Below are 14,545 nucleotides of genomic sequence, written 5' to 3'. Positions count from 1 at the left end.
ATTTTATTATTGAAGTTTAACTTCTTGGCCATCCAGTAATGTCTGTAAACCCGCAGTTGCTATTTTTTGTCCGGCCGACAATCCAGATTTTACTTCAAAGCCTTCGGAGGTTAAGTCTCCTATAGCAATTTTTTGCTTTTTTACTTTGGAACTCTCTCCTTCGGTTTCAATTAAAAAGACAAAGCGTCCATTACTATCTTCTCCCACCGCACTAGCAGGAATAACCAAGGTTGTATTGCTATCTTTTCGTTCTCCAAAGTCAAAAGTAACATTGGCAGCCATACCGCTTTTAATTTCTTCGCTCGGATTGGTGACTCGAACGCGAACGGGATAGGTGGCCGTATTTGCATCGACTGCTGGTGCTACCTCGGTCACTTTAGCTCTAAATTGCTTATCTGGTAGCGAGGCAAAATCCACTTCTACATTCATATCTTGTTTTACGCCGTTAATCACACTTTCTGGTATTCCAAGGGTAATTTCCATATCTGTTCCGGCATTAAGCGTGGCAACGGCTTGTCCTGGACTAACGGTCTCATCGATTTCGGCAGTCACTGAGGCTATGACTCCATCTTCTGGAGCATAAATATAGCCATAGTTGATTTGATCTTGCTGAATGCCAACGCCTCTTTTAGCGGATTGATAACTTTCTTGTGCGGTTTTATAGGCATTTTTTGCTGCTTCGAAATCACTTAAAGACGCACTCCCTTTTTCAAACAACGAACGTGTACGGTTTAAACTTAGTTTGGCTGTATTCATTTGTGATTCGGCACTATTAAGTTGTGTAACAGCTTGCTCATAGGCTAAACGTGATTGCACATTATCGAGTCTTCCCAACATCTGCCCTTTTTTGACTTTTTGACCGAGTTTTATATCAAATTCTGTAATGATTCCTGTATTTCTAAAACTTAAATTGATGATTTTATCGGTTCGCGCCGTTCCACTAAAACTCCTTATCTTTTCACCTCCTAAATATCCGACTTCTTGATATTTGACCGGTCTTGTAAGTTTTTCGGCGACCTTTTCCTCTTCACCACAAGCGAAAAGCAATAAAGTCATAATAACTAAACTGAAATTTTTAAGTCCGTGTTTCATTTTGGTTGTATTTAAGTTAGGCTTGAATAATAAAACAGTCATCAAGCTGTATTCTTTGTATTAGTTTCTCGAATTCAAAAATTCTAAAAAGCGCTGTGTAAAAGCATCGTTGCTCTCTTTACTATTGAGTAAAAAGTAATAGCCTAGGAAACGTTCCAACTGCAAGGCATTAATTAAATAATTATAAATTGCATTGGCCCGATCTAACTGCGCATTTAAATAATTGTTTTGGGCATCAATCAACTGGATAATATTAACGGCTCCACTAGAATATGCAGTCTGGGTTAACTCTAAGGCTTCTTTGGCTGTTTCTTCCGAGACTTTAGATAATTCAATATTAGAAATCTCGTTAATGAGGTTCAGAACACCATTTCTTACGTTGGCGGCTATGGCCAATTCAGTATTTTCTTTATTGATATTTAATTGGTCTTTCTGAATAATAGCTGTTTGGCGATTAATATTGTTGAGATTCTGATTAAGAATAGGTATTGATACATTCAAAGCCACACTGTAATTATTGTCAACCAATGCGAATGGTGGCGATACCGTACTTCCTAACCCACTTCTATCGAACACCTGATTATATTGTCCTTGTAAAGCCACAGTAGGCAAAAAACGTCCCCCGCTATTTAACCTAATATTGCGTTCTGTAGCATCTAAATTGTAACCCAAAGACTTGAGCTCTGGCGCATTAGTCTTAGCTTCCTGAATTAGAAATTCTATAAATGGTTCGCGAGATACCGGATCATCAAGTAAATCTCTTAGCTGATTGTAGTTGTAGGTCTCAAATATACCTTCACCAAGTTCGGCATCTTCAATATCTATTTCTGTATTTACGGGGTTATTAAGCAATTGATTCAATGAGACAAAACTTTGTTCGAGCTGGTTTATAGCCTGCACCATAGTTTGGGTATTCTGAGCCAATTGACTGCGAAAACGCAACATATCGGACTTTCCCGACTCTCCTGCCTCAAAGTTTTGGGTAGCAATTTCAAGATTGCGCTTAGTCAAATCTAAATTACGCAATTGCACTTGAGCATTGGTCTTTAACACAAGAACATTAAAATAGACATTAGTGGCATCGAAAATAAGGTCTAATTGATCCGTGTTAAAATTTTCTTGCTCAGCTTTCTGCAAACTTTTTTGAATAGAAATGTTAGCATTTGCAGACTCTGAAAAAACAACTTGCTCTAAAGTGATATTACCAGCCGTTTGAAACTCAGGATTTTGGCCATTGCTTATTTCGGCCAATTCAGGATCCGTATAAGTGCCATTAGCAGCGGCAGTAATACTTGGCAAATAATTACTTTTAGCGGTTTTTACATCTTGAGAGGACAGATCAACATCCTTTTGGGATGATTGTAAGAACAAATTTTTATTCAGCACCTCATTAATGACTTCCAAAAGATCAAACTGCTTTTCAGATAAGGCATTTTTCATTTCGCCCACAAAATCGGTATTGTTGATGAGACTATATTTTATAATGGCACCTACAGCCTCTGCCGTATTAAAATTTATGGTTAATCTACTTTTATTCTCAATATAAACTGGCATTTCAGACAATGGTCTCCCATTGATATAGCCTTCAACAGTTAAGGCTATACGACGCAAGAACTGGTCAAAATCGTCATCTGCTTGATTGGTAGCCATAATACCTTCCTTTACCTTATCAATGCCTAAAGCTGTAAAAGAGGGTAAGCCTTGTTGTATAAAAGCCTTCGCCAATACTTTGATATCGTCTTGCGCCAAAAAGAAACCACCTGCCAAATATATCGCGTCAATATCCGTCAGGTTTTGAGTAATATCAGCCGCATTATCAAAAGGGATTAATTTGTAATCGGCATTCAATTCTTCAAATTCCCTGTCAAATGTTTCTTTAAGCGGCAGAAAGTCCATTAGTGGTCTTTCGATGGCAATCCCTAAAGTTTTAAACTCAGTAAGCTCCTTGAAAATCTTAAAATCATCCAGAAAGGATTGTGAATCAATTAAATACGTGAAGTTAGAAATACCCGAACTGGTCTTGCTTAAGTCCAATTCAATAAAATCGCTATTCACCGCACCAAACAAAATCGTTGGCTTGGGATAGCTACTTTGTTTACTCACAACCTCATTATTAATAACACCAAAGGCCAAGATAATATCCGTGTCGTTATTCAAAAGTTGTTCATAGTTTTGCTTGGCTTTTTGAAGGTCATAGCCATTAACTAAAAAATTTTCTAACGGAAAACTAATCGTGGCATCTTCCCCAACGACAGCGCTAATTTGAGATTTTAATCGCTCCACAATTGGAGTCAAATCTGCTGAATTATTATCTAATAAAACACCGATATTATAATTAGGTTTTTGTGCTAGAACAATAGTACTAATACATAAAACAAGAGCGGTTAGTTGTTTTTTCATGTCAAATTAGTTTTGTAGAATTCTTTAAGGTGAAGAATAAAACGAGTCTTAAAGTCAGTAAAAAACTGGTGGTATAGTGCATAGTTGGCTAAATGGTTCATAACACTTCAATAAAAGTAAAGTTTATTTTATTAGAAACCAATAAATTAAAAAGTATTTCATTTCTGTTTAATGTTTCCTAGCAATAGTTGTTATTTTTGGTAAAAACTTTAAACATGCAACACATTATTGATCGTTTTATAAGTTATGTAACCATCGACACGGAATCCGATCCAAATTCCAATACGACACCAAGTACACAAAAACAGTGGGATTTGGCACACAAGCTCACAAAAGAGTTAATTTCGATAGGTATGAAAGATGTTTCCATTGATAATAATGCTTATGTCATGGCTACCCTACCAAGTAATGTCGATTATGAGGTGCCAACCATAGGATTTATATCTCATTTTGATACATCTCCCGATTTTACAGGAAAGCATGTAAAACCCCGAGTCGTCAAAAACTATGACGGCAAGGATATCGCTTTAAATGTTGAAGAAAACATTATTCTATCCCCAAGTTACTTTGAAGATTTACTACTTTACGTTGGTCAAACCTTAATCGTTACAGATGGCACGACACTTCTAGGAGCGGATGATAAAGCGGGTATTACGGAGATCGTGACGGCCATGGAGTATTTGATTAACAATCCTGAAATTAAGCATGGCACTATCAAGGTCGCCTTTACGCCAGATGAAGAGATTGGACGTGGCGCCCATAAGTTTGATGTTAAAAAATTTGGCGCCGATTGGGCTTACACTATGGATGGTAGCCAAATTGGCGAGTTGGAATACGAAAACTTTAATGCTGCAGGTGCCAAAATTCGGGTTATCGGGAAGATTGTTCATCCAGGTTATGCCAAGGGTAAAATGGTCAACTCCATGTATTATGCCTCAGAATTTATCAATGCCTTACCCAAAGAGGAAACACCAGAACGCACAGAGGGTTATGAGGGCTTCTTCCACCTATACCATATCGAAGGTAAGGTCGAGGAAACCACCTTACAATACATTATTAGGGACCATGATAAGGTGAAGTTTGAGGCCCGTAAAGCTTTAATGGAAAAAATCGTGGCAAATCTCAATAGCAAGTATCAAGCTGAAGTATTTGAGTTAGAGATTAAAGACCAATACTATAACATGAGAGAAAAGGTTGAACCCGTCATGCATATTGTTGATATTGCTGAAGAGGCCATGACGACTTTAGGCATTACACCATTGATAAAACCCATTAGAGGTGGTACAGATGGCTCGCAGTTGTCTTATATGGGCTTACCCTGTCCTAATATTTTTGCAGGAGGGCACAACTTTCACGGTCGCTATGAGTACGTCCCTGTTGAAAGTATGCAAAAAGCCGTAGAAGTGATTTGTAAGATTGCTGAATTGACCGCTAATAAATACAAATAACTTGTAGGAGGGGATAATCCTGTCATATCGAATGGAATCGGGCAAAAAATGCAGAATTCAAGGTTGTCTAAATAGAGCCTAAAGTATATTTTACTACAAACGTAAAAAACACCACATTGAACAGCGGATCGATAATCACTTAGCCTGTATCAATTACAATTCATTATCTTTAGGCTATACCTAAACATCTAAATTGTTCTATATTCAAAGTTCAAATAAGTATAATATTAAACTATAACTAACAATCAAAAGATGAAGTATTTAAAGTATATATTTGGAATTTTGGCCCTTTTAATCATTGGGTTTTTCCTTTTGGGATTAATCAAGTCGGAAGTGACTTATCAGTGTGAAGTAACGGTAGATAAACCATTAGACGAAGCTTGGGCAGTTAGTCAGGATGAAGAAAAAATGGCTGATTGGTTGGATGGATTTCAGCGCATCGAACAAGTCAGTGGAACACCTGGTACTGTAGGAGCTGTATCTGATGTTTATTTTATAAATGAAGGTCAAGAAATGGTCATTAGGGAAACCATTAAAGACATCGTACCTAATAAATCCATCGCTATGTCCTTTACATCGGACTTTATGAATATGGATTACAAACTCGCCATGGAAGCTCTTGGTGGAAAAACAAAAATAACATCGAACACCACGGCCGTTGGAAATGGCATGGTATCTAAATCCATTATGGCCTTGGTAGGAAGTTCTATCAAAGCACAGGAAGACACAAATCTTGCCAGCTTAAAGAAAACCATTGAGAACAATACAAAAAACTATAGCGCCACAGAAAACTAATTTTTTATCAACGACCGTGTTTGGCTCTAATCATCTGAAATCATACGAACCATGCTTTTAAAGTGTTGTTTTCTTTTATAAAACTATAATTATGAAAAAAGTATACTCCGTAGAAGAATACATAGAAACAAACGCGCATTATAGCGAGGAACTGACTATTCTGCGTGATATTATCAATTCAACAGGACTTGAGGAAACATTGAAATGGAGTGCCCCCACGTATTGCTCCAATGGTAAAAATGTTGTTGGCTTGGGGGCATTTAAAAACCATTTTGGTATTTGGTTTTTTCAAGGGGTCTTTTTAAAAGATGAACATAAGCTATTAGTGAATGCACAAGAGGGCAAAACAAAAGCTTTAAGGCAAATGCGGTTTGAAACCAAGGTAGATATCAAGAAGGATTTGGTATTAGCCTATGTGAAGGAAGCTATCGCTAACCAAAAGGCAGGAAAAGAACTAAAACCACAGCGCCAAGCGAAACAAGTGGTTATTCCCCCAGAATTAGAAGCGATTTTAAACACAAATGCTGAACTGAAGTCAGGTTTTTCTGCTTTAACACCGGGGAAACAGCGCGAATATTGCGGTTATATCAACGAGGCCAAAAGAGAAGCCACCAAACAATCGCGCATAGAAAAAATTACACCAATGATTATGAAAGGCATTGGTTTGTACGATAAATACAAAAATTGCTAAATAAAAAAGCCACTTCAAAGAGCGGCTTTAGTTATATTTCAAAGAAAGGATCCTACTTTGCTTTAGCAGATGTATTTAATTTTTTACTCATTTCCATTGAAATCGCAGAACGCTCAAACTTTATCTTACCAGCTGATGTTTCAATAACACAGCTATGGTCTTTATCGTTTAATTCTACGACTTTTCCATGCATACCACTTTTAGTGATGACACGGTCTCCACGTTTTAGCTCACTTGCAAACTTCTTTTCTTGTTTTTGGCGCTTTAACTGTGGTGCAATCATAAAGAAATACATCACCGCAAAAATGGCAATAAACGGTAAAAACGATCCTAATCCTTCCATTAAATTCTGTTAATTGATAGTATTAAATAATCAACGAAGACTAGTTTGCTGTCTTCGCTGCTGGTAAAGGATTGCTAGCAGGCTTAACAGGTGCCGGGGCATTTGGATCTTTCTCAACCATTGCTGTGATTTTTACCACTTCCGTACCCTTTTCGGTATTAGTCGTCATCGTTAAAGATTTAGACACTTTACCATTACCTTTACCGTTGAACTTTACAGTGAACTGACCTGTTTCTCCTGGTGCTACTTCTTTGGTATAGTTTGAAGGTACTGTACAACCACAAGTACTCTTAATATTGCTTACTACCAACATAGAGTTTCCTGTATTCTTGTATTTAAAAATTGTTTCAACAGGAGTTCCGTTGACAATAGTCCCAAAGTCGTGCTCCATTTTGTCCATTTCCATTACAGGTAAATTACCTGCGTTAGCATCACGCTCAGCAGCAACAGCTACTTTTTCTGAATTCACTTTACTAGCTGCATCATCTTTACAAGATGTAAAAGCTACCATACATAAAGCGCTAAGTCCTAAGATTAACTTTTTCATTACTTATTATTTTTAATTAATACGTTTTGAATTTTCAAGGGGCTAAGGTAATAATAATTCCGGGCAAAGGTAATAATAATTAGCAGCAATTAAAATTTTTTAGAGCGCTCTTAACAGGTTTATGAAAGAATTAACTTACAAGTATTTTTACATTAGTCCTCGACCCGCTTTAGGATACATTTTTTTGGACTGGTATTCCTTGACGATTTTATCTAAAATACCATTAATAAACAAGCTACTTTTTGGAGTCGAATATTCTTTGGCAATTTCTAAATATTCATTAATGGTAACCTTATGTGGAATGGACGGAAATTTTTGAAATTCGCAAAGGGCCATTTTTAATAATAAACCATCCAAGCTGGCTAGGCGCTCAGTATCCCAATTCGTAGTTTTTTTGGAGATTTCCTCATCAAATTTTGAATTATTCAAAATGGTCTTTTTTAATAAATCCTTGGCAAAGGCTTTATCTTCTTCGTCCTTGTATAAATCTGGCAATAACTTAGTCTCTGGTGAGGTGAGCTTTACCTTTCTTAAAAGTTTTAGTAGAACGGTATTTACCACAGGAAAGTCATCAACCCAAGTTAATTTTTTGTCCTCAAAATAATCGAACAATTTATCATTAGGGGCAATAATTTCTGTATAAATAGTGATGATAAATTGTTTATCGTGCATAAAACCGACATCAGGGCTATTCAGATAGTCATCGTAGAGCTTGCTTTTTCTAATGGTTTTAAAAAGCATATCTACATATTCAAAATCGAGATGCCAAAAGTTTAGCTTTCGCTTGGCGATAACATCTTGCAACATTTTATTATCGCTAATAAAATTCAATAATAAATTATCTTGAAACTTGGTGTTAGGGTTTCTGTCAGAATCGGCACTTAAAAGCTTTTTTTGCAACTTTTGGTTGTAATCTTTACTCTTCTTATGCAATTCGGTAAGCAATGCCATAATAGAAAGGTACAAATCGAGCATACCGTCTAAACTATGCAGTAAAAACTTTTCGTCTTTAACCAAATCGTCACTCTCATGACCTTTAAAAGCATACAAAGATTGCATGACTTTTATTCTGATGTGTCTTCTATTCAGCATCTAGAAAGAACCGCGTTATCTGGGTTATTAAAAAAGGTGAATCAACATTGATTCACCCTGCAAAAATACTATTATTTAATTCCGAAAAAAATTATTTAGAATTTTCTCTTTTACGAGTTTCAATACGCTCTTGAGCTATGCTAAAAGCCGCTTTGTGAGTTGTTAAATCATTGGCTCTAGCATTGTCCAAGATTTCTAATGTGGTATTGTATATATTTTCGGTTTTACGCATAATCTCTTGTCTGTCATAATTCTCTAGCTCAGCATACACATTAATAATACCACCCGCATTAATTAAAAAATCCGGAGCATATACGATACCGCGTTCCTGTAAAATTCTGCCGTGTTTATTTTCGTCTGCCAACTGGTTATTAGCTGCACCAGCAATAATTTCAGCTTGTAACTTATAAATGGTATTATCATTTATGGTCGCTCCTAAAGCACAAGGTGCGTAGATATCCATGGCTTCACTATAGATATCATTGCCTTCATAAATTTTAACGCCATACTTGGAGCTTACGTCTTCCATACGCTCTTGACTGATATCCGATATGGTAACATTAGCGCCTTCATTTATTAAATGTTCTACTAATGCCTCACCTACATTGCCAATACCTTGAACGAATACATTTTTATCTTCTATAATATCCGAGCCATACTTGAACTTTGCTGCCGCTTTCATGCCCATAAACACACCATAGGCTGTAATTGGCGAAGGGTTTCCGGCTCCACCTTTATTCTGAGAAATTCCAGTAACATAAGGGGTCACTTCCCTAACTAAATCCATATCCGCCGTCTCCATACCTACATCTTCCGCTGTGATATATCGCCCACTTAAAGAATGGACAAACTCACCAAAACGTCTCATGAGTTCTGGTGTTTTTTGAGTTTTGGCATCACCGATAATTACGGCTTTTCCTCCACCTAAATTTAAACCAGTAATAGCAGATTTAAAGGTCATCCCACGTGATAAGCGCAGCACATCATTTAGGGCCTCCCACTCATTTTTATAATCCCACATTCTCGTACCACCCAAGGCTGGTCCCAACACTGTATTATGTATACCAATAATCGCTTTCAAACCTGTATCTTTGTCGTTGCAAAAAACGATTTGCTCGTGGTCATCGAATGAATTTTGACCAAATACGGGGTCTGCTTTTGAAAGCGCTTTAGAACTTATTATTTCTGAAGTCATTTAAGATTTAGATTTAAGGCCGTTTGAAAGATATCTAAAAACAGCGAGCAAAAATAAATTATAATTAGAGGATTAGCAAAATATTAACGTTGAAATAAGATTAACGTAATACTTTTGACTGACCAAATGCACTATGAAAGCACTAAAACATCTCAATAAATATTTTTATAAGTACAGATATCGATTAATTGTAGGTGTCATCATCACAATAATTGCAAAGATATTTGTGTTGTTTACTCCTCGATTTGTCGGTGACGCTATTAATGTTATTTCAGACCGCTTAGAGGGCAAAATCTCTTATGAAGTTTTTAAGACAGAATTAATTACTGATGTATCATACATCGTAGGAGCAGCGGTAGTGGCAGGTTTATTTACGTTTTTAATGCGTCAGACCATTATCAATGTTTCGAGATATATCGAATACGACCTAAAAAATGAAATCTATCAGCATTACCAAATCCTTTCTTTGAATTTCTACAAATCAAATAGAACAGGGGATTTAATGAACCGTATAAGCGAGGATGTTGGTAAAGTGCGGATGTATGCCGGACCTGCTTTAATGTATAGTATTAATACAGTGACTTTGTTCACGGTAGCCATTATATATATGCTAAGTACGGCCCCAAAACTTACCCTTTATACATTAATACCATTACCTATCCTTTCTATTGCCATATATAACTTAAGTCGGCTTATAAACAAACGAAGTACCATAGTGCAACAATCACTATCTACGCTCTCCACGTATGCACAAGAAACCTTTAGCGGTATTTCGGTGATTAAATCTTATGGCATTGAGCCAAAAACTAATTCGGAATTTGAAGACTTATCCATAGAAAATAGACAAAAACAAATTAACCTCACCAAAGTACAAGCCCTCTTCTTCCCTTTAATGATATTGCTCATCGGCATTAGTAACTTGATTGTTATCTACGTTGGCGGGATGCAATATATGAACGGTGAGATTGAGAATATAGGGACAATAGCCGAGTTCATAATCTATGTCAACATGTTGACTTGGCCAGTGGCCACAGTGGGTTGGGTCACATCCTTAGTGCAACAAGCGGAGGCTTCACAAGAGCGTATCAATGAGTTTTTAAAGACAGAACCCGAAATTCGAAATATTGCCAATGAATTAACACCGATTAGAGGCGATATTGAATTTAAGGATGTATCTTTTGTTTATCCAGATACCAATATTGAAGCTTTGAAAAACGTGAGCTTTTCCCTTAAGTCTGGTGAAACACTTGCCATACTAGGTAAAACGGGGTCGGGCAAATCCACCATACTCGATCTCATCGGTAGGCTTTATGACATAGATCAAGGAAGCGTTTTGGTTGATGGCAAGACCATAGCCCAATTAAACCTTATGAGCCTCAGAGAAAGTATTGGTTATGTTCCTCAAGATGCGTTCTTATTCTCAGATACCATAAAAAACAATATAAAATTTGGTAAAGAAGATGCCTCTGATGAAGAGGTTATTGAGGCTGCCAAAAATGCAAGAGTTCATAAAAACATCATTGGATTTAAACAAGGCTACGATACGGTTTTAGGAGAACGTGGCATTACTTTATCCGGAGGACAAAAGCAGCGTGTGTCTATTGCCAGAGCCATCATCAAGACACCAGATATTCTACTTTTTGATGACTGTCTGTCTGCAGTTGATACAGAAACTGAAGAAAAAATCCTTAAAAATCTGGTTAAACTTACCAAAGACAAAACAACCATCATTGTGAGTCATCGGGTGTCCTCTGCTAAAAATGCCAACCATATTATTGTCTTAGAAGATGGTAGAATAATTCAGAGAGGAAACCATGAAAGTCTTATAAATGTTGAAGGTTATTACAAGGATCTTTATACAAAACAGCTCTCCGAAAAAGAAATGCTATAATTTATTTGTCAGTTAACTTTTTTTTTAGATTTTTGAGTTGAAATTTAAATAAGACTGATTTATGAGCGATTTTGATATGATGGATAAAGAAGAAATATATTCAAAAGTACTGCGCGCAGGAAGACGAACCTATTTCTTTGATGTTAGAGCGACAAAAGCGGGAGATTACTACCTAACCATTACCGAAAGTAAAAAATTCACCAACGACGATGGGTCTTTCCATTACAAAAAGCATAAGATTTACCTTTATAAAGAAGACTTTTCTGAGTTTAGAGAAATTTTAGCTGAAATGACGGACTACATCATTAGTGAAAAAGGTGAGGAAGTTATTAGCGAGCGCCATCAAAAGGATTTTAAGCGCGAAGATGACTTTGTAGCCCAAGAAGCAAAAACATCAGAAGACAGACAGAGTACTGACAATTTTACCGATATTAGCTTCGATGATATCTAGAGCTTAGTTCTGTTAAATTATAATAAAAACCGTTACCGATAGTAGCGGTTTTTTTATTTTTAGGGTTTAACCAACTCCAAAATATATGCATCGCATTGCCTTATTTTTAGTTCTAGCCAGCACTACCCTTTTCTCGCAATCTCAAACTAGCTTATCGTATTACTTGCCTAAAGGGGTAACGTATAACCCAAACATACCAACACCTAAAAGCGTGATAGGCCATGAGGTTGGCCAATGGCACGTTACACATGATAAGCTTGTACAATACATGTACGCACTAGCCGAAGCATCAGACAGAATTACGATTGAAGACCGAGGCAACACTTTTGAGGATAGACCATTGTTATTGTTAACCATAACCTCACCTCAGAATCATAAAAATATCAATGCGATTAAAAAAGCACATGTAGCCGCTACTGAAACTAATGAAAGTAATTTGGAGAACAGACCTATTGTGGTTTATCAAGGGTTTTCCATACATGGAAACGAACCAAGTGGCTCAAATGCTGCGCTCGTCGCTGCCTATTATCTTGCTGCTGCTGAAAATAACACCATTGATAATTGGCTAAATAACACCATCATTTTATTTGATCCTTGTATGAACCCAGACGGTTTGCAACGCTTTGCTTATTGGGCTAATACCAATAGGAATATGAATCTCAACCCCGATCCAAATGACAGAGAATATCGCGAAGTATGGCCAGGTGGACGAACTAACCATTACTGGTTCGATTTAAATAGGGATTGGTTACCAGCGCAGCTACCAGAATCTAGAGCACGTGTTGAAACGTTTCATAGCTGGTTGCCAAATATCTTAACCGACCACCATGAGATGGGTACCAATTCTAGCTTCTTTTTCCAACCAGGAATCCCTTCACGTACGCATCCTTTGACACCTAAAATGAATCAGGAATTGACCAAAGGCATTGCTGAGTATCATGCCAAAGCCTTTGATAAAATAGGGTCTTTATACTATACGGAAGAGAGTTTCGATGATTTCTATTATGGAAAAGGCTCTACATTTCCAGATATTAATGGCGGCATCGGTATTCTCTTTGAACAGGGGAGCTCTCGCGGTCATGTTCAGGAAAGCGCTAATGGTTTATTGACCTTTCCATTCACCATTAGAAATCAATTCACGGCAATATTATCTACACTCGAAGCGGCCAATAGCATGCGAAAAGACATATTGGAATATCAGCACAATTTCTTTAAAAATGCGCGTAATGAAGCCTCTAAAGAAGGCAATAAGGCAATTGTTTTCGGTGATGAGAAAGACGCGGCAAAGGCTTATCATTTAGCGGAAATATTAAAACGACATCAAATAAAGTTTCACGATGTGAAGTCCAGCTTTTCCTTAGATGGAAAAACCTATAAAAAAGGCTATGGTTATATCGTTCCAAAAAATCAAAAAAACCTACGGTTAATCAATGCAATGTTCGAAAAACGCACCACATTCCAAGACAGTTTGTTTTATGACGTTTCTGCATGGACATTCCCACTGGCTTTCAACTTAGATTATTCTGAAACTACTACTGGCAAAGCTGGAGACGAAATTGATACCCTAGTACTTCAGAAAGGCGGGGTGACTTCAAAAAGTGAGTATGCCTATTTATATGAATGGAACGCGTATTATGCACCTCAACTTTTGAATCGTATTCTTAAAAAAGGCCTTAGAGCTAAAGTGAGCCTGAAAAACTTTAAATCCGGTGGCAAATCTTATGATTATGGCACCATTATGATTCCTGCTAAGAATCAAGGCCTATCCACATCAGAAATTTATACCTATTTAAATAAGCTCGCCATTGAAAGTCATATCACCATTGATGCGGTCGAAACAGGTTTAAACGAAGGCATTGATTTAGGAAGCAATAATTTTAGACCCTTAAAACTGCCAAAAATTGCGCTTTTAGTAGGAGATGGCATGAGCTCTTATGACGCAGGTGAAATTTGGCATTTGCTAGACACGCGTTATGACATTGTCGCTACTAAGCTTGACACGCGGAGTTTGGGACGCACAGATTTAAGCAGATACAATACCATAATTATGGTCAACTCCAATTCTGGCTTGAATGACGGTAATACTGAAAAACTAAAAACCTGGATTCAAGATGGTGGCACATTAATAGCGTATAGAAATGCGCTGCGTTGGTTAAACTCAAAAGAGTTAATGAAGGTTGGTCTTAAAAAAAGAAACAATATACAAGCCAAAACCATTAGCTACGAACAACGCAGAAATTTCAGAGGAGCCCAGGTTATTGGTGGCGCTATTTTCGAAACGCAACTCGATCGCTCCCATCCCATCAATTTTGGATACAAAAATGATAAATTACCTGTGTTTAGAAATACAACCCTATTCATTAAACCCAATAAAAACAGTTACGACAATCCTATTCAGTATACCAAAAACCCTTTACTGAGTGGTTATATCTCTGAAGAAAATTTGGATAGTCTTAGCTTATCCATACCCTTAAAAATTGGTGGTCTTGGTCGTGGAAATATTATAGCTTTTACGGATAACACCAATTTTAGAGGATTTTGGTATGGTACGCATAAGTTATTAATGAATGCTATTTTTTTCAGAGACGAAATGTAGAAGG

General features: G+C 37.0%; 12 protein-coding genes. 6 read left to right on the top strand and 6 right to left on the bottom strand.

Features of this window, described 5'->3' with window-relative positions; genetic code table 11:
- Positions 1-6: 6 nt before the first annotated feature.
- Both ACO052_RS10105 and ACO052_RS10100 read right to left on the bottom strand, forming a co-directional pair.
- Positions 7-1,092, bottom strand: coding sequence for an efflux RND transporter periplasmic adaptor subunit (locus tag ACO052_RS10105; RefSeq protein WP_422107890.1), 1,086 nt, complete (start codon positions 1,090-1,092; stop codon positions 7-9).
- Between the two features lie 60 nt (positions 1,093-1,152).
- On the bottom strand, positions 1,153-3,492 hold the full coding sequence (locus ACO052_RS10100; RefSeq protein ID WP_422107889.1) for a TolC family protein: 2,340 nt from the start codon (positions 3,490-3,492) through the stop codon (positions 1,153-1,155).
- 215 nt (positions 3,493-3,707) lie between these two features.
- On the opposite strand from ACO052_RS10100, the gene pepT reads away from it, so the two are divergent.
- The 3 genes from pepT (at position 3,708) to ACO052_RS10085 (ending at position 6,426) form a co-directional block, all read left to right on the top strand.
- Positions 3,708-4,940 (top strand): peptidase T, encoded by a 1,233-nt coding sequence (gene pepT, locus ACO052_RS10095; protein WP_422107888.1) that lies wholly within the window; start codon positions 3,708-3,710, stop codon positions 4,938-4,940.
- 252 nt (positions 4,941-5,192) lie between these two features.
- Positions 5,193-5,735 (top strand): SRPBCC family protein, encoded by a 543-nt coding sequence (locus tag ACO052_RS10090; RefSeq protein ID WP_422107887.1) that lies wholly within the window; start codon positions 5,193-5,195, stop codon positions 5,733-5,735.
- Between the two features lie 91 nt (positions 5,736-5,826).
- Positions 5,827-6,426, top strand: a complete 600-nt coding sequence (locus tag ACO052_RS10085; protein WP_422107886.1) for a YdeI/OmpD-associated family protein — start codon at positions 5,827-5,829, stop codon at positions 6,424-6,426.
- 52 nt (positions 6,427-6,478) lie between these two features.
- On the opposite strand, the gene yajC is transcribed toward ACO052_RS10085, so the two are convergent.
- The 4 genes from yajC to ACO052_RS10065 form a co-directional block, all read right to left on the bottom strand.
- Positions 6,479-6,769, bottom strand: coding sequence for a preprotein translocase subunit YajC (gene yajC / locus ACO052_RS10080; protein ID WP_422107885.1), 291 nt, complete (start codon positions 6,767-6,769; stop codon positions 6,479-6,481).
- Positions 6,770-6,809: 40 nt separating this feature from the next.
- On the bottom strand, positions 6,810-7,316 hold the full coding sequence (locus tag ACO052_RS10075; RefSeq protein ID WP_422107884.1) for a DUF1573 domain-containing protein: 507 nt from the start codon (positions 7,314-7,316) through the stop codon (positions 6,810-6,812).
- A gap of 147 nt (positions 7,317-7,463) precedes the next feature.
- Positions 7,464-8,375, bottom strand: coding sequence for a transcription antitermination factor NusB (gene nusB, locus ACO052_RS10070; RefSeq protein ID WP_422107883.1), 912 nt, complete (start codon positions 8,373-8,375; stop codon positions 7,464-7,466).
- A gap of 124 nt (positions 8,376-8,499) precedes the next feature.
- Positions 8,500-9,603 (bottom strand): Glu/Leu/Phe/Val family dehydrogenase, encoded by a 1,104-nt coding sequence (locus ACO052_RS10065; protein WP_422107882.1) that lies wholly within the window; start codon positions 9,601-9,603, stop codon positions 8,500-8,502.
- A 133-nt stretch (positions 9,604-9,736) separates the two neighbouring features.
- Between ACO052_RS10065 and ACO052_RS10060 the strand changes: the two genes are divergently transcribed.
- The 3 genes from ACO052_RS10060 (at position 9,737) to ACO052_RS10050 (ending at position 14,541) form a co-directional block, all read left to right on the top strand.
- Positions 9,737-11,494 (top strand): ABC transporter ATP-binding protein, encoded by a 1,758-nt coding sequence (locus ACO052_RS10060; RefSeq protein WP_422107881.1) that lies wholly within the window; start codon positions 9,737-9,739, stop codon positions 11,492-11,494.
- Between the two features lie 61 nt (positions 11,495-11,555).
- Entirely contained in the window at positions 11,556-11,945 is a 390-nt protein-coding gene (locus ACO052_RS10055; RefSeq protein WP_422107880.1) for a PUR family DNA/RNA-binding protein, read from the top strand.
- An 85-nt stretch (positions 11,946-12,030) separates the two neighbouring features.
- Positions 12,031-14,541: a M14 family zinc carboxypeptidase gene (locus ACO052_RS10050; RefSeq protein WP_422107879.1), complete on the top strand. Its 2,511-nt coding sequence runs from the start codon at positions 12,031-12,033 to the stop codon at positions 14,539-14,541.
- The last annotated feature ends 4 nt before the right edge of the window (positions 14,542-14,545 follow it).

This window comes from Winogradskyella sp. (assembly GCF_965228925.1).
GTDB lineage: Bacteria > Bacteroidota > Bacteroidia > Flavobacteriales > Flavobacteriaceae > Winogradskyella.
The sequence above is the reverse complement of the archived record's forward strand: the minus strand, read 5'-3'. Positions and strand labels throughout refer to the sequence as shown.

Excerpts from the sequence above, each read along its gene's own strand:
- ACO052_RS10100 (WP_422107889.1), bottom strand. The coding sequence starts at position 3,492 with ATGAAAAAACAACTAACCGCTCTTGTTTTATGTATTAGTACTATTGTT.
- pepT (WP_422107888.1), top strand. The coding sequence starts at position 3,708 with ATGCAACACATTATTGATCGTTTTATAAGTTATGTAACCATCGACACG.
- ACO052_RS10090 (WP_422107887.1), top strand. The coding sequence starts at position 5,193 with ATGAAGTATTTAAAGTATATATTTGGAATTTTGGCCCTTTTAATCATT.
- ACO052_RS10085 (WP_422107886.1), top strand. The coding sequence starts at position 5,827 with ATGAAAAAAGTATACTCCGTAGAAGAATACATAGAAACAAACGCGCAT.
- ACO052_RS10060 (WP_422107881.1), top strand. The coding sequence starts at position 9,737 with ATGAAAGCACTAAAACATCTCAATAAATATTTTTATAAGTACAGATAT.
- ACO052_RS10050 (WP_422107879.1), top strand. The coding sequence starts at position 12,031 with ATGCATCGCATTGCCTTATTTTTAGTTCTAGCCAGCACTACCCTTTTC.
- nusB (WP_422107883.1), bottom strand. The coding sequence starts at position 8,375 with ATGCAATCTTTGTATGCTTTTAAAGGTCATGAGAGTGACGATTTGGTT.
- ACO052_RS10105 (WP_422107890.1), bottom strand. The coding sequence starts at position 1,092 with ATGAAACACGGACTTAAAAATTTCAGTTTAGTTATTATGACTTTATTG.
- yajC (WP_422107885.1), bottom strand. The coding sequence starts at position 6,769 with ATGGAAGGATTAGGATCGTTTTTACCGTTTATTGCCATTTTTGCGGTG.
- ACO052_RS10075 (WP_422107884.1), bottom strand. The coding sequence starts at position 7,316 with ATGAAAAAGTTAATCTTAGGACTTAGCGCTTTATGTATGGTAGCTTTT.
- ACO052_RS10065 (WP_422107882.1), bottom strand. The coding sequence starts at position 9,603 with ATGACTTCAGAAATAATAAGTTCTAAAGCGCTTTCAAAAGCAGACCCC.
- ACO052_RS10055 (WP_422107880.1), top strand. The coding sequence starts at position 11,556 with ATGAGCGATTTTGATATGATGGATAAAGAAGAAATATATTCAAAAGTA.